Genomic DNA, 15,224 nt, shown 5'->3' on the forward strand with positions numbered 1-15,224 from the left:
ACAATGTTGATTAAAATCGATAATTCTCAATCAATTACGCACACTCGCTCACCTGCTTCCGCAATCATCGGGGGTGGCGGATGCTGCATCGCGTCACGGTTTTGCGCATTGATTTCCGAAATTCCTGCGAGCATCCTGCATCCATGAGCCAGCCAGATCCGGCGCCGCCGTCGGCGCGCACGCTTGCCCGCCAGGCCTACCAGCGCCTCCGCCAGGACATCGTTGCCGGACGCCTGGTCCCGGGCAGCAAACTCAAGCTTGAATCCCTGGTCCAGCAGTACGGCATCGGGATGTCGCCCCTGCGCGAGGCCTTGGCCCGCCTGGTCGGCGACCAGTTGGTCAATTCCCAGGAGCAGCGCGGCTTCTGGGTGGCGCCGCTGTCGCTGGACGAGCTCGACGACATTTCACGCGTGCGTACCCTGGTCGAGACCGAGGCGCTGCGCCTGTCGATCGAGCACGGCGACGACGCCTGGGAGCAGCAGGTCCGAGCGGCCTTTGCCGGACTCAGCGAAGTGGAAGCCGAACTCCCTTTGTCCGGCGATGCAGCGCCGCAGGCGCTCGTGGACCTGTGGGAGGCGCGCAACCACGCCTTCCACACCGCGCTGATCGCCGCCTGCGACTCGCCCTGGCTGGCCAAGCTGCAGGAACTGCTCTACCACCAGGCCGAGCGCTACCGCCGGGTGTCGCTGAGCTATTCGAACCGCCGCCGCTTCGTGCACGACGAGCACGTGGAGATCTTCGAAGCGGCGATGGACCGCAATGCCGTGCGCGCCTGCCGCCTGACCCAGGATCATCTGATGCGGACCTATGACGTGGTCCGCGACGCGATGTCGAAGATGCAGGCGCTGGAAGGCGGCGCCCCTGCGAGGGCCTAGCCCGGGCTGCAGATCCGCGGATGGCTGCGGAGCAGCTCACGGGTGCGCTCGAAGCCCTCCACCGCCTTCGGATCGAAGGCCTTGGTGCCTTCCGACACGTACAGGCCCACGATCAGGTGGCCGTCCCGGCCATAGAAGCCGAGGATGCGGGTGAACTTGTCGGGCTTCAGGGTCGGCAGCTGCAGCGCCCAGATCTGCTCGACCTCCTGCGGGGTGATGTGCCCGTGCACGCCCGCGCCGTCGTCGGCGTACATGTCGTACCAGAGCGGGCTGTAGCCCGCCTGGGTCTGCGGCACGGTGCTGGGGAAGTTCCAGGCGTGCATGCCGCCCGACGTGAACACCAGGCCGATCTTCGTGTCCTTGCCCCAGGCATCGATGGACTTCCAGACCTCCTCGAAGAACAGGCGGTTCGAACGCACGCCATAGGCCTGGTCCGGGTGCAGCGCGCTGACCAGGGTGGCCTCGGGCATGCGGTACAGCCGCGCCGCGGCCGGCGGCGGGCCGCCCGGGCGGATGTTGGCGTAGTAGTTCTGGACCACGCGGGCATCGTCGACCGACGCGCACAGGTCCTGCGCATGGGCAGGTGCGGCCATGCCGAGCGCGAGCAGTAGTGGCAGGCGCGACAGCAGCGTCCTGGAATTCATCAGCAGTCCTTGGGCAGGGTGAGTTCGGGGTCGCCGTGGGCGAGGTAGTCCCACATGCGTTCAAGCAGCCGTCCGTTCCACGTGGCACGCGCGCCGGACTCGGCCGCGGTGAACGCGGTCGCGTCGAGGCCGGTGGCCAGGCAGTCGAGTTCGACCCGGGCTGCGTCCTCGAGGTACCAGGTCAGCACCACGGCCATCTCCAGCGAGTCGCCGGCCACCACGGCGCCGTTGCCGCGCATCACGATCGCGCGCGCGTCGCCGAGCTGCTGCACGAGCGCGTGCGCGCTGGCGTCGTCGCGCACCAGCAGCGGATCGTCCCAGAGCGGCGGCCGCGGATGGAAATAGCTGCCGAAACCGTGCCGCGCCACCGGGGTGCGGCCGAGCACGCCCAGGCTCATCAGCTTCGGCGGCTGCACGCGGGCGACGCCGCCGACCGCGGGGCGGGCGCGGTAGATCTCGCGGTGGATGCGCACTTCGGGCAGCACGCCTTCGGGCAGGGGTCCGTCGATCGGGACCACGGTGCAGGCCTCGCCCTCGCCCACCAGGCCGAGCGGCTTCGACGGCCCGACCAGGAAGTGGCCTGCGTCCAGGCGCAGGCTGCAGTGCCCGTAGGCATGCACCAGGCCTTGTCGCGCCAGCGCGCGGGCGGCAACGCGAACCCGGCGCGTCTGGTCGGCGCCGGGCGTGGGCACCCCCGCGCTCACGTGCGGAACTCGCGGATGTCGGGCCGGGCGCCCCACTCGCAGAAGCCCTTGGGCCCGAACTCGAACTGGCGCTCGCGGTAAAGCAGTTCGTCGGCGATGTCGCACACGCCCGAGGAATACTCGAACACCATGCCGTCGGGCCCTTCGAAATACAGGAAGCGCGCCGACGACGTCGGATGCTTGCCCGGGCCGAACACCACCGGGATCCCGCGCTCGCGGATGAAGTTGAAGGAGCGCTGCACGTCGTCGGTGCGTTCGACCTGGTGGTTGATGTGCTGGATGCCGGCGCGGTTGGTCGGGAACAGCGCGATCTTGTGGTGGATCGCGTCGATGCGCAGCAACGGCGCATCGCCGATGCGGTCGCTGACGCGCGCATTGCAGATAGTGGTCCAGAAGCGCTCGTCGCGCGCGGCGTCGGTGGTGCACAGGCCGACATGGCTGAAGCCGGTGATCCCGGCGTCGCGGCTGCCGTGGTAGCGCCGTCCGCTGACCGCAGGACGCCAGGCGAATTCGATGCGGTTGCCGGTGGGGTCATTGAACCCGATGAACGCGCGCACCTTGCGCTGGTCGGCCTCGGCGGCCGTACCGACGTGCACGGCATGGCCAAGCGCCTCGAGCTGCGTGGCGGCGGCCTCGAGCTCGGCCATGGCATCGACCTCGAACGCGACCACTTGGTCGGCCGGGTCGCCCTCGAAATAATACAGCGTGTGTTCGCGCTGGTCGGAGCGGAAATAGGCGGCATGGCCGGCTGTTTCGCCGACCTCCAGGCCGAGGATGGCAGTGGCGTAGCTGGTTGCGGCCGCGAGGTCGCGCGTGCCCAGTCGCACGTAGCAGACATCGCGCAGCCTGATCACGGCTTGCCCACCTCGCGCAGCTGCGGCCGCGGGCGCCCGACGCCCTGGGCGCAGTACTCGGGAATGTCGCAGGCGCTGCCCCAGGCGCAGTACGACGACGGCACCGGGGAAAACTGGCGCGGCCTCGCATCGTCGCCCGGCTCGCTTCCCTCGGCCACCGCGGTGTACAGCGTGCCGTCGGCACCCTCAACACTCAGGAATACCTGGTCCGACGTGCAGCGCCGGCCCGGCCCGTGGCGCAGCGGCAGCCCCTGCTCGCGGGCGCGGTAGGACAGCTGCATCACCTTGTCGCAGGACTGGAGCCCGAACTCCACCGACACCAGCCCGGCCGCGTCCGAAGGATGCAGCGACAGGCGGTGGTGGGCGCGGTCGAACCCCAAGTAAGCGGCGTCGCCGATCCAGTCGGCGATGCGCATCCCGAACACGCCTGTCCAGAGCGCTTCGTCGCGCGCGATCTCCGGCGTGCGGATGGCCACCGCGGCCAGGCCGACGAGGCCGCTGTCATGGCCCGGGTGGAACCGCCATCCCTTGTGCAAGGGACGCACCACCAGCTCCACGCCCAGCCCGCCGGGCGTGGTGAAGCCAAGCAACGCCCGCACCTGGCGCCGCGCGGCAAGTTCCGGGTCGCGGATGTCGGCCACGCCCTGCGCAAGCAGCAATGTGGCCGCGCGCTCCAATGTCGCCTCGTCGCGCACTTCCAGCCCGATCGACGGCCGCGCCACGCTGCCGCGCTCGAACAGCAGGGTGTAGTCGCGATGGTCGCTGCGCAGGGCCACGACGTCGTTCGCGCGCCAGGCCTCCTGCATGCCCAGCAGGTCCATCGCGGCGGCGGCCGAAGCCACGGGGTCGGCGCTGCCCATGCGCACGTAGCGCAGGTCTTCGATGCTGATGGTCATTGCGTACTCCCCGGGTTGCAGTGACGGATGCGCGCCCCTAGCCCAGCCGCCGCTCCACGATGCGCGCGAACACGCTGGCGGCCACGGGCAGCAGCCCGTCGTCGAAGCTGAAGGTCGGGTGGTGGCACATGGCGCTGTCCATGCCCAGGAACAGGTAGGCGCCGGGCCACTGCTCGAGCATGTACGAAAAATCGTCTGAGAACGGATAGGCGCGGCGGTCGGTTTCGACATTGCCTTCGCCGAGCACATCGGCGATCGCCTGTGCGGCCAGTGTGGACTGCTCCGGGCCGTTGATGCACGGCGGGCAGGAGTGCGGGAACGTGCAGGTGATGTTGCAGCCCGACATCAGGGAATAGCCTTCGCACAGCGCCTTGAGGCGCGCCTGCAGCGCATCGTGCACCTCGGTGGACAGCGCGCGCATGGTGCCGCTGAGCGAGGCCGTGGCCGGGATGATGTTGTGGGTGGTGCCGGCCTGCAGCTTGCCGACATTGATCAGCGCGGCTTCCATAGGATCGATGTGTCGGCCCACGATGGCGGAGATCTCCACAGCCAGGCGCGCGGCGACCTGCAGCGGGTCGGTCGCCTTGTGGGGCGCGGCCGCATGGCCGCCGACGCCTTCGATCCCGATCTCGAACACCGCCAGCGACTGCAGCGTCGCGCCCGGACGCACGCTGGCCCGGCCCCGGCCGAGCAGCGGCATGTTGTGGAAGGCATAGACCTCATCGCAGTGGAATCGGGTGAACAGCCCGTCGTCGATCATTTTGATCGCGCCGCGCCCGCCTTCTTCGGCCGGCTGGAAGATCAGCACCACGCGGCCGCTGGCAGGAGGGTGCGCAACCAGGTGCTTGGCGGTGCCGAGCAGCGCCGCGGTATGGCCATCGTGCCCGCAGGTATGTGCGACGCCTTCGCGCTGCGAGCGGAAGGGCAGTTCGTTTTCCTCGTCCATCGGCAGCGCGTCCATGTCCGCGCGCAGGCCGATCGACAGGCCGGGCTTGCCGCTGTCGATCACGGCCACCACGCCGGTGCCGCCTAGGCCGGTGTGCACCTCGAGGCCCAGCGACTCCAGCACTTCGGCCACCAGGGCGGCGGTGCGGAACTCCTCGAACCCAAGTTCGGGCCAGGCGTGGATGCGCTGGCGCCAGTCAGCCATTTCGGAGGCAAGACCCTCGAGCGCGGGATGGATGGAGGTCATGGGGACTCGGATGGCGGGAGGCAGGACTCGCGGAGTCTGGATAGGACCATAACCGGCAGAGCACGTCAAACTTAATTTCGATATTTGTTGCATCCAACAGGCAGTGTTTGGCATATTTCGCCTGAATCGTTTGACTAATTTCGACTTTTTCGCCAAGACTGCCCCAACAGCCCCCGCCATGCGTGGTCGGCAGGGCAACCGAATTCCGCCAATCCCGGCGCCACCCGTTTCCGGTACGGACACCATGACCCTCGCCGCCGCGCCCGACCCCAGCCTCCCCGTCATCACGCACTTCATCGACGGGCGCCCGCGGGCATCGTCGCAAGCGCTGTTCGAAAATCGCGACCCGACCACCGGTGCGGTCGCAGGCCTGGTGCACGAAGCCGATGCCGCGATGGTCGACGAAGCAGTGGCCGCGGCGCAAAGGGCGCTGCACGGCCCCTGGTCCAGGTTTACCGATGCCCAACGCGCGGACGCCCTGCGCCGCATCGCCGAAGGTGTCCGCAGCCGCTTCGACGAATTCCTCGCCGCCGAGATCCGCGACACCGGCAAGCCGGCGGCGATGGCCAGCCACCTCGACATCCCGCGCGGCGCCGCCAACTTCGACGTCTTCGCCGACCAGATCGCAAACAGCGCCACCGAGAGCTTCCGCACGCCCACGCCCGACGGACGCGGCGCGCTCAACTACGGCCTGCGCACGCCGCGCGGCGTGATCGCGGTGATCTGCCCCTGGAACCTGCCGCTGCTGCTGATGACCTGGAAGGTCGCGCCGGCGCTGGCCTTCGGCAACACGGTGGTGGTCAAGCCGTCGGAGGACACCCCCTCGACCACGACCCTGCTGGCCGAGGTAATCCGCGATGCCGGCGTGCCCGATGGCGTGTTCAACGTCGTGCACGGCTTTGGCCCCGACAGCGCCGGCCAGTTCCTGACCGAACACCCCGGCGTCGACGCCATCACCTTCACCGGCGAGACCCGCACCGGCACCGCGATCATGAAGGCCGCCGCGGCCGGCGTGCGTCCGGTGTCGTTCGAACTGGGCGGCAAGAACGCCGGCATCGTCTTCGCCGACTGCGACCTCGATGCCGCGGTCGCGGGCATCGCGCGCGCGGCCTTTCTCAACACAGGCCAGGTCTGCTTGGGCACCGAGCGCGTATATGTGGAGCGCCCGGTGTTCGACACGTTCGTGCAGAGCCTGAAGGCCGCCGCCGAGGCCCTGGTGCCCGGCGCGCCCTACGACGAGGCCACCAGCTTCGGCCCGCTGATCAGCGCCGCCCACCGCGACAAGGTGCTGTCCTATTACCGGCGCGCGCGCGAAGACGGCGCCACCGTCGTCACCGGCGGCGGCGTGCCCGACATGCCGGCCGCGCTCGCCGGCGGCTACTGGGTCCAGCCCACCGTCTGGACCGGGCTTGCCGACGACTCCTCGGTGGTCACCGAGGAGATCTTCGGGCCCTGCTGCCACGTCGCGCCCTTCGACCGCGAGGACGAGGCCATCGCCCGCGCCAACGCGAGCCCCTATGGCCTTGCGACCACGATCTGGACGCAGGACCTCGCGCGCGGGCACCGCGTCGCCGCCGCGATCGAAGTCGGCGTGGCCTGGGTGAACTGCTGGTTCCTGCGCGACCTGCGCACCGCCTTCGGTGGCGCCAGGCAATCCGGCATCGGCCGCGAGGGCGGCGTGCACGGGCTGGAGTTCTATACGGAGCTGCGCAATGTCTGCATCAAGCTCTGACGCGCGCACCGATCCGGGCATTCGCCGCGCCGCCACCATGCTCGGCGAAGCCGCGCGCAGCGGCGTGGCCTGTGATCCGCCGGGCACGCTGTTCCAGTCGCAGGGACTGGCAGGGGCCTACGCGGTGCAGTCGCTGCTCGCCGGCGAAGCGGAAGCCTCCGGCCGGCGCGTGGTCGGCCGCAAGATCGGCCTGACCTCGGCCTCGGTGCAGCAGCAGCTGGGCGTCGACCAGCCCGACTTCGGCCTGCTGTTCGACGACATGGAATACGGCGACGGCCGGGAGATTCCGCTATCGCGCCTGATCCAGCCCCGGGTCGAGGCCGAGATCGCGTTCGTGATGGAGCGCGACCTCGACGACGAGCGCCCGGGCATGGGCCAGGTGCTCAATGCCATCGGCTACGCACTGCCCGCGATCGAAGTGGTCGACAGCCGCGTGCGCGACTGGCGCATCGGGATCCTGGACACCATCGCCGACAACGCCTCGTCGGGCGTGTACGTGCTCGGTGGCTCGCCGAAGAAGCTCGACACGCTCGACCTGGTGCTTTGCGGCATGAGCCTGGAGAAGTCCGGCGAACCGGTGTCGGTAGGGTGCGGCGCCGCCTGCCTGGGCAATCCGCTCAATGCCGTGGCCTGGCTTGCGCGCACGGTCGCGCACATGGGCCGCCCGCTGCGTGCGGGCGACATCGTGCTGTCGGGCGCGCTCGGGCCGATGGTGCCGGTGGCGGCCGGCGACGTCTTCGAAGCGCGGATCTCCGGCCTCGGCCGGGTCGGCGCGGCATTCACGCGGGAGTAGCGGCATGACCACGACGAAGGTCGCGATCCTCGGCTCCGGCAACATCGGCACCGACCTGATGATGAAGCTGCTGCGCAACGGCATCCGCCTGGAGATGGGCGCGCTGGTCGGCGTCGATCCGGCGTCGGACGGCCTGCAGCGCGCGATGCGCCTGGGCGTGGCGACCACGCACCAGGGCCTCGACGCCCTGCGCGCGCTGCCTGGCTACGACGACATCGGCATCGTCTTCGATGCCACCTCGGCCGGCGCGCACCTGCGCCACGCCGCGGTGCTGGCCGCCGACGGCAAGCGCGTGGTCGACCTCACGCCCGCGGGCATCGGCCCGTACGTGGTGCCGGCAGTGAACCTTGACGCGCACATCCATGCGCCCAACATCAACATGATCACCTGCGGGGGCCAGGCCACGATCCCGATCGTGGCCGCGGTCGCTGGCGTGGCGCCGGTGAGGTATGCCGAGATCGTGGCGTCCATCGCCTCCCGGTCCGCCGGGCCCGGCACCCGCGCCAACATCGACGAGTTCACGCAGACCACCGCGCGCGGACTGGAGACCGTCGGCGGCGCCGCGCGCGGCAAGGCGATCATCGTGCTCAATCCGGCCGAGCCGCCGCTGATCATGCGTGACACCGTGTACTGCCTGACCGAAGGCGGCGACGTCGATGCGATCCGCGCCGCGGTCGAGGCGATGGTGGCGCGCGTGGCCGCCTATGTCCCCGGCTACCGGCTCAAACAGGCGCTGCAGTTCGAAGCGCTCGACGCCGCGGCCTGCGCGGCGATCCTGCGCCAGCCCGATGCCGCGCCTGGCTTAAAGGTGAGCGTGTTCCTGGAAGTGGAAGGCGCCGGCCACTACCTGCCGGCCTACGCCGGCAACCTCGACATCATGACCTCGGCCGCGCTGGCCGCCGCCGAGCGCATCGCCGAACTGTCGTTCGCCCCGGAGGCCGCGTGATGGATCGCCTCTACATCCAGGACGTGACCCTGCGCGACGGCATGCACGCCATCCGCCACCAGTACGGCGTCGAACATGTGCGCGCCATCACCCGCGCGCTGGACGCGGCCGGGGTCGCGGCGATCGAGGTCGCGCACGGCGACGGGCTCGCCGGCTCCAGCTTCAACTACGGCTTCGGCCGGCACGCCGACCTCGAGTGGATCGAGGCGGTGGCAGAAAGCGCCACGCGCGCCATCGTCACCACCCTGCTGCTGCCCGGCATCGGCACGGTGCACGAGCTGCGCGACGCGGTCTCCGCGGGCGTGCGCTCGGTGCGCGTGGCCACACACTGCTCCGAGGCCGACGTCGCCCGCCAGCACATCGAAGAAGCACGCCGGCTCGGCATCGACGTCGCGGGCTTCCTGATGATGTCGCACATGCTCGAGCCTGCCGCGCTGGCGGCGCAGGCGCTGAAGATGGAGTCGTACGGCGCCCACTGCGTCTACGTCACCGACTCGGGAGGCGCATTGACCATGGACGCCACGCGCGAGCGCGTGCGCGCGCTGCGCCAGGCGCTGCGGCCGGAGACGCAGATCGGCATCCACGCCCACCACAACCTGTCGCTGGGCGTGGCCAATTCCATCGTCGCGGTGGAGGAAGGCGCGACCCGCGTGGATGCCTCGCTGGCCGGCATGGGCGCGGGCGCTGGCAACGCGCCGCTGGAGGTCTTCGTCGCCACCGCCGAGCGCATGGGCTGGAACCACGGCTGCGAACTGTTCGGCCTGATGGACGCCGCCGACGACCTGGTGCGCCCGCTGCAGGACCGTCCAGTGCGCGTCGATCGCGAAACCCTGAGCCTGGGCTACGCCGGCGTGTACTCGAGCTTCCTGCGGCACGCCGAGAAGGCGGCGGCCGACCATGGCCTGGACACGCGCGCGATCCTGGTCGAGCTCGGCCGCCGGAGGATGGTGGGCGGACAGGAAGACATGATCGTCGACGTGGCGCTGGACCTCGTCGCGCAACACACACAGGAGGCCGCGGGATGAGCCACGCCGACATCGGGGCGCTCGCCGAGCGCCTGGACACCGCCGCGCATACCGCTGCGGCCACGCCGCAACTCGAACAGCCGATCACGCTCGACGAGGCCTACGCGGTGCAGCACGCGAGCGTTGCACGCCGACTGGCGCGTGGCGAATCGCGCATCGGCATCAAGATGGGCTTCACCAGCCGCGCCAAGATGGTGCAGATGGGCGTGTCCGACCTGATCTGGGGGCGGCTCACCTCGGGCATGCTGGTCGACGACGGCGGCAGCGTTTCGCTGTCGGACTACGTGCACCCGCGCGTGGAGCCGGAGATCGCCTTCCTGATCGGCAAGCCGCTCGCCGGCCGCGTCACCGCGGCGCAGGCGCTGGCCTGCGTGGAGGCGGTCGCGCCTGCGCTGGAAATCATCGACTCGCGCTACCAGGACTTCCGCTTCTCCCTGACCGACGTGGTCGCCGACAACAGCTCGTCCTCGGGCTTCGTCGTCGGCCCGTGGCGCAGCCCGGCGACGGACCTCGACAACCTCGGCCTGGTGATGGCCTTCGACGGCCGACCGCAGGCGTTCGGCTCCACGTCGGCCATCCTCGGCCACCCGCTGCGCTCGCTGGTCGCGGCGGCGCGCGTGGTCGCGGAAGCCGGCGAATCCCTGTCCCCGGGCGACCTCGTGCTGGCCGGCGGTGCCACCGCCGCCAGCACGCTGGTCGCCCTCTCCTTCGTGTCGCTCGAGATGCAGTCGCTCGGACGCTGCGGTTTCCACGTCGAGGCCTGATCCATGCCCCTGATCCACGCCAACATCCTGGCCGGTCGCAGCCATGCGCAGAAGGCCGCGTTCGCGCGCGCCGTCACCGACGCCGCGGTCGCGCACCTCGGCGTCCCCGTGACCGCCGTGCGCGTGATCTTCCATGAGATCGAGCCCGCCGACTGGTTCACCGCGGGTGAACCAAAATCGCCGCCGCCGGGTTCCGGCTGACATCGCACCAACCGCACCTGCCGCGCGCATCTCCATCCCGAGCGAACCCGACCATGCCCGACGCCGTGTCCCCGCAGCCTCCCGCTTCCCGCGCCCGGGCGTTCCCGCCGAAGCTGTGGTTGCTCCTTGCGGTCGTGCTGGCCGTGACTGCCGCGACCGAGTGGCTGGGCCCGATGGCGGTGCCGCTGTGGTCGGCGCAGATCGTGATCCTGCCGATGCTCGTGGCCCTGCTCCTGACCACCCTGCTCGCCGCCTGGCACGCGCGCCTGCCCGCGGCGCTGCGCCTGGGACCACCGGTGCAGCGCTATGCGGGCCGGCTGCTCAACGTCGCCCTGCTGCTCTTCATCGTGAAGCTGGGCCTGATGGCCGGCTACTCCATGCCGGTGCTGCGCGAGGTGGGCTGGGCGCTGGCGTTCCAAGAAGTGGGCCACGCCTTCGGCACGATGGTGCTGGCGCTGCCACTGGCGCTGCTGCTGGGCATCAAGCGTGAAACGGTGGGCGCCACGTTCTCGATCGGCCGCGAGACCGGCATGGTCATCATCGGCCAGAAGTACGGCATGCAGTCGCCCGAAGGCCGCGGGGTACTGGCCGAGTACATCACCGGCACCGTGCTGGGCGCGGTGTACATCACCCTGCTGGCGAGCTTCGTGGCGTCGCTTGGCATCTTCGATCCGCGCTCGCTCGCCATGGGCGCGGGCATCGGTTCGGGCAGCCTGATGGCGGCGGCACTCGGCCCGATCACGGCCGGGCACTCCCCGGAGATCGCGCGCGAACTCACGGCGATCGCCGGCGCGGCGAACCTGATCGCCGGCGTGGTCGGTTTCTACGTTGCGGTGTTCATCACCCTGCCGCTGTGCAACTGGCTGTACGTGCGCCTGGAACCGGTATTGGGCCGGACCGCGCTCGCACGGCACGCGCCGGTGGCCGATCGCCTCGATCCGGACGAAGCGCTGGAAGACGAGGACGACACACCGACCTTCGTCGACGGGCTCCTCGCCCTGCTGCTGATGGTGGCAGGCATCACCGTCAGCAACGCCATCGGCCACAGCGTGCCGCCGCTGCAGACCCTGCCGGGCGCGGGCGTGATGGTGGGCATCGTGCTGCTCGGGCTCGCGCTCAAGCGCGCCGTGCCGAAGCTGCCACTGATGCTGTTCCTGGCGGTGGCGGCCACGCTGGCCACGATCCCCGGTGCCTGGCCGCTGGCCGACGGCGTCACCACTGTCGTCAAGCAGGTGGAGTTCATGAGCATCACCACCACCGTGCTGGCGCTGGCCGGCTTCTCGGTCGCGCGCAAGCTGCCGATGTTCCGCCGCCTCGGCTGGCGGATCGTGCTGGTGTCGCTGACCGCGGCCACCGGCGCCTTCCTCGGTTCGGCGACGATCGCCGAGCTGTTCCATTGACGTGAGGCCACCGGCCATCCACCAGGAGCCCGGCATGTCGATGCCATGCACGAACGACACCCAACCGGCCGATGGCAGGCGACGTCCAAGCGCCAGGCTGCTTGCCTTGGCGCTGTTCGCGTCCGCCATAAGCATCGCGCATGCACAGGAAGCCGCCCCCGACAACATCGCCGCCCTGCGCAACGAGCTCGAGGCGCTGAAGGCCGAACAGGCCGAGCGCGATGCCAGGATCCAGCGGCTCGAAGACTGGCTGCTCCGGCTTGCCGGCGAAGCCACCGCTCCTGCGCCGACAACTGCCTTGGCAACCGCTGCGCCGACGCCGGCGCCGGTCCCAGCGCCGGCATCGGTGGCCGCGGCCCCCGCCGACGCTTCACCCCGGCTCAGGGTCTCGGGCGACTTCCGTCTGCGGGCGCAGGGCGACGGGTCGGACGACGGCGCCAGGAACCGCAGCAGCATGCAGGTGCGCGGCCGCCTCGGCGCCACCTGGGCGGCCAGCGACCGCGTCACCGTCGGCGCGCGCCTGGCCACCGGCGACGCCAATGATCCCAACAGCAGCGACGTGCAGCTGTCCAATTGGCTCGACGACCTCGAGGTGAGCCTCGACATGGCCTACGTCCGGTTCGACGCCGGCCGCCTCAGCCTGTACGGCGGCAAGATGCCGCAGCCGTTCGTGCGCAGCGACCTGGTCTGGGACGGCGACGTCAATCCGCAGGGCATCGGCGCCACGTGGCAGGCACCGCTGGCCACCGGCGGCACCGTGCGCGCCAACGCCCTCGCCTTCCTCGTCGACGAAGACGCCGCGGGGCCGGACAGCCGCATGTTCGGCGGCCAGCTCGGCTATGTGTCACCGGCCGACCAGGCCTGGGCCTTCGATGTCCATGCCGCCTACTACCGCTACGGGCTTGGCAGTCTGGCCGGCGCCGACAACGGGGACTTCCGCAGCAACCTGCGCGCGCCCGACGGCAGCTATCTGTCCGACTTCCATCTTGCCAACGCCATGGCCGGCGTCACCTGGACCGGGCTCGACGCGCAATGGCCGCTGCGGCTGGCCGTCGATTACGTGAAGAACCTCGGCGCCCGGGTCGATGCGGACACCGGCTACGGCGTCGACCTCATGCTGGGCAAGGCCGCGGCGCCCGGCGACTGGCGCTTCACCTGGGGATATTCGGTGGCCGAAGCCGATGCCGTGCTGGCAGCGTTTTCGCACGACAACATCGGCCTCGGGACCAACTATCGCCTGCATGCGCTGAGCGTGGACTACGTGCCCGCGCCGCGCACGATGCTCAGCGCCTACTGGTACCACTACAAGCCCTACAGCGCGCTGTACGCGGGCACCCGGGACCCCGACGACTGGCTCGACCGGGTCCGCCTGGCGTTCCTCGTGAACTTTTGAGCCCCGGCTGGAGCACGCGCACCCGACTAGGGTCACTCCCAGCTGGCGCCCCGGCCCGGGCTGGATAGGCTCATGGCATCGATCCAGGGAGCCGGCCATGAGCCTCCACATTGCCAACCAGCTGTGCACCGCCGACCAGCTGCGGCTCGACCGCTTCGCACCGGGCCTGCAGACGCCGCCACCGCTGCAGCAGGTCGCCAACCGCTATCCGCAGGGCGACGGCACCTTCGCAAACCAGGTGTCGGGCACGCAGCCGCAGCCCGACCTTGACCTGCAGCTGGCGATGATGGCCAACGACGTCTATGCCGCCGACAACCCGCAGACCGAGCAGGCGCTGGCCGAGGCGGGCTGGACACAGCTGGAGCCCAGCGCCGACGGCAACTCGCTGGTCGACGCCCAGGGCAACGAGATTCCGATCGACCCGACGCTGCTCAGCACGTCGGAAGGCTTCGACGCTGCGATCTACCAGAACGACCAGGGCCAGTACGTGGTGGCCTACCGCGGCACCGACGACTGGGGCCTCTCGCCCACCGGCGACGCCGACGACAACGCGCTGCAGGGCCTGGGCTTCGAAAGCGGCCAGTACCGGGATGCCGTGGCGCTCGCCGAGGCCGCGCACCGCGTCTTCGGCGATGGCAACGTCGCCTTCACCGGGCACTCGCTTGGTGGCGGCCTCGCTTCGGCCGCCTCGCTCGCCACGGGCGTGCCGGGCGTGACCTTCAATGCATCCGGGCTCAGCGACCAGACACTCGAGTCGCTGGGCTTCAATCCCAACGCCGTCCGCGAAGACGCCGCCGACAGCGGCCAGCTGCGCCGCTACATCGTCAATGGCGATCCGCTCAACGGCGCGCAGCAGGACCTGCCGATCATTCCGTTGCTGGGCATGTCGCCGCCCAACGCGGTCGGCCACGAGCTGCGCATCGACCCGCCCGCGGGCATGGGCGGGCTGGGCGACCTCAAGGCCCTGCACGGCGGCGGCGGCGATGGTGCCTCCTACGTCGATGCCCTGCGCCAGAACGCCGCATACGATCCATCCACGCGCCCGACCGGTCCCGAACAGTTCGGGGACACGGTCAACAACGGCCTCGACCGCATCGGCGACCTTGCAGGCGACCTGCTCACCGCCGGCGGCCGTCCCGGCCTCGGCTGGGCCACGGACCAGCTGCTCGACGTCGGCGGCGACGTGCTCGGCGAGACCATCGGCGTGGTCGGCAACGTCGGCCGCGACGGCCTCGAGCGCCTGGGCGAGTACAACCTCAACCAGCTCGGCAGCGTGATCCGCCAGGGCCAGGACGTGGTTGGCGACCTCTGGAGCAACGGCGCCGAGATGGTTGACGGCTTCGGCCAGGCCGGCAGCGAATTCGCCCAGGGCGACAACGTCGACGGCGTCGCCCAGGTGCTTGGCGACGTGCTCGACTTCGGTATCGACAGCGTCGGCGACATCGCCGACGGCGCCCTCGGCCTGGTCGGCGACACCACCCAGAACCTGGCCAACGCCGGCGGCGGCCTGCTGCGTGACATCGGCGACGCCACCGGCCTCGACGCACCGCTCGACGCCGTGGCCGGCGTCGTCGAAGGCAGCGGCCAGGTGGTGAGCGACGTGGCCGATGCCGTCGGTAGCGCCATCGACACCGTGACCGACGTGGTCGGCGACGGCGTCGAGGCCGTGGCCGACTTCGCGGGCGACGTGGGCCAGGCGACGGCCGACGGCGTGCAGTGGCTGGGCGAGACGCTGAACCCCCGGAACTGGTTCTGATCCCGGCGTGCGCTTGACCCGCGCGCAGGCTGAAGCTCCGGCGTAGTAC

Annotated in this window: 15 protein-coding genes; 10 read left to right on the plus strand and 5 right to left on the minus strand. The window is 70.2% G+C overall.

Going from position 1 to position 15,224, the window contains the following annotated elements; translation table 11 throughout:
• The first annotated feature begins 143 nt into the window (after positions 1-143).
• On the plus strand, positions 144-875 hold the full coding sequence (locus tag ACW5F0_RS12540) for a GntR family transcriptional regulator (RefSeq protein WP_456999853.1): 732 nt from the start codon (positions 144-146) through the stop codon (positions 873-875).
• Here ACW5F0_RS12540 and ACW5F0_RS12545 read toward each other — a convergent pair.
• From ACW5F0_RS12545 to ACW5F0_RS12565, 5 genes are read right to left on the minus strand one after another with little or no spacing between them, the layout of a single operon-like run.
• Complete coding sequence (locus ACW5F0_RS12545; RefSeq protein ID WP_456966066.1) at positions 872-1,519, minus strand: ChuX/HutX family heme-like substrate-binding protein; 648 nt, start codon at positions 1,517-1,519, stop codon at positions 872-874. The genes ACW5F0_RS12540 and ACW5F0_RS12545 overlap by 4 nt on opposite strands.
• Positions 1,519-2,223 (minus strand): class II aldolase/adducin family protein, encoded by a 705-nt coding sequence (locus ACW5F0_RS12550; RefSeq protein WP_456999854.1) that lies wholly within the window; start codon positions 2,221-2,223, stop codon positions 1,519-1,521. Before ACW5F0_RS12550 ends, ACW5F0_RS12545 begins: the two co-directional genes overlap by 1 nt.
• Positions 2,220-3,077: a VOC family protein gene (locus tag ACW5F0_RS12555; RefSeq protein ID WP_456966064.1), complete on the minus strand. Its 858-nt coding sequence runs from the start codon at positions 3,075-3,077 to the stop codon at positions 2,220-2,222. Before ACW5F0_RS12555 ends, ACW5F0_RS12550 begins: the two co-directional genes overlap by 4 nt.
• Positions 3,074-3,973 (minus strand): hypothetical protein, encoded by a 900-nt coding sequence (locus tag ACW5F0_RS12560; RefSeq protein ID WP_456999855.1) that lies wholly within the window; start codon positions 3,971-3,973, stop codon positions 3,074-3,076. Before ACW5F0_RS12560 ends, ACW5F0_RS12555 begins: the two co-directional genes overlap by 4 nt.
• 37 nt (positions 3,974-4,010) lie before the next feature.
• A complete protein-coding gene (locus ACW5F0_RS12565; protein WP_456999856.1) occupies positions 4,011-5,165 on the minus strand; it encodes an amidohydrolase in 1,155 nt (384 codons plus the stop codon).
• Between the two features lie 244 nt (positions 5,166-5,409).
• On the opposite strand from ACW5F0_RS12565, the gene ACW5F0_RS12570 reads away from it, so the two are divergent.
• The 9 genes from ACW5F0_RS12570 to ACW5F0_RS12610 all read left to right on the plus strand — a co-directional run bounded on the left by ACW5F0_RS12570 (position 5,410) and on the right by ACW5F0_RS12610 (position 15,175).
• Positions 5,410-6,897 carry a 2-hydroxymuconic semialdehyde dehydrogenase gene (locus tag ACW5F0_RS12570; RefSeq protein ID WP_456966061.1) on the plus strand — a complete coding sequence of 496 codons (1,488 nt, stop codon included), beginning with the start codon at positions 5,410-5,412 and terminating at the stop codon, positions 6,895-6,897.
• The gene (locus ACW5F0_RS12575) at positions 6,878-7,690 is read left to right on the plus strand and encodes a 2-keto-4-pentenoate hydratase (protein ID WP_456966060.1); all 813 of its coding nucleotides are present in this window, start codon (positions 6,878-6,880) and stop codon (positions 7,688-7,690) included. Before ACW5F0_RS12570 ends, ACW5F0_RS12575 begins: the two co-directional genes overlap by 20 nt.
• A gap of 4 nt (positions 7,691-7,694) precedes the next feature.
• Positions 7,695-8,636: an acetaldehyde dehydrogenase (acetylating) gene (locus ACW5F0_RS12580; RefSeq protein ID WP_456966059.1), complete on the plus strand. Its 942-nt coding sequence runs from the start codon at positions 7,695-7,697 to the stop codon at positions 8,634-8,636.
• Positions 8,636-9,661: a 4-hydroxy-2-oxovalerate aldolase gene (dmpG, locus tag ACW5F0_RS12585; RefSeq protein WP_456999857.1), complete on the plus strand. Its 1,026-nt coding sequence runs from the start codon at positions 8,636-8,638 to the stop codon at positions 9,659-9,661. Before ACW5F0_RS12580 ends, dmpG begins: the two co-directional genes overlap by 1 nt.
• Entirely contained in the window at positions 9,658-10,425 is a 768-nt protein-coding gene (locus ACW5F0_RS12590; protein WP_456966057.1) for a 2-keto-4-pentenoate hydratase, read from the plus strand. The genes dmpG and ACW5F0_RS12590 overlap by 4 nt, the downstream gene beginning before the upstream one ends.
• Positions 10,426-10,428: 3 nt before the next feature.
• Positions 10,429-10,626, plus strand: a complete 198-nt coding sequence (locus ACW5F0_RS12595) for a tautomerase family protein (RefSeq protein ID WP_456966056.1) — start codon at positions 10,429-10,431, stop codon at positions 10,624-10,626.
• A gap of 53 nt (positions 10,627-10,679) precedes the next feature.
• Positions 10,680-12,026 (plus strand): DUF3100 domain-containing protein, encoded by a 1,347-nt coding sequence (locus ACW5F0_RS12600; RefSeq protein ID WP_456999858.1) that lies wholly within the window; start codon positions 10,680-10,682, stop codon positions 12,024-12,026.
• 34 nt (positions 12,027-12,060) lie between these two features.
• Positions 12,061-13,419 carry a putative porin gene (locus ACW5F0_RS12605; protein ID WP_456966054.1) on the plus strand — a complete coding sequence of 453 codons (1,359 nt, stop codon included), beginning with the start codon at positions 12,061-12,063 and terminating at the stop codon, positions 13,417-13,419.
• A 97-nt stretch (positions 13,420-13,516) separates the two neighbouring features.
• Complete coding sequence (locus tag ACW5F0_RS12610) at positions 13,517-15,175, plus strand: Mbeg1-like protein (protein WP_456966053.1); 1,659 nt, start codon at positions 13,517-13,519, stop codon at positions 15,173-15,175.
• Positions 15,176-15,224 lie beyond the last annotated feature (49 nt).

The organism is Luteimonas sp. A534 (genome assembly GCF_054072805.1).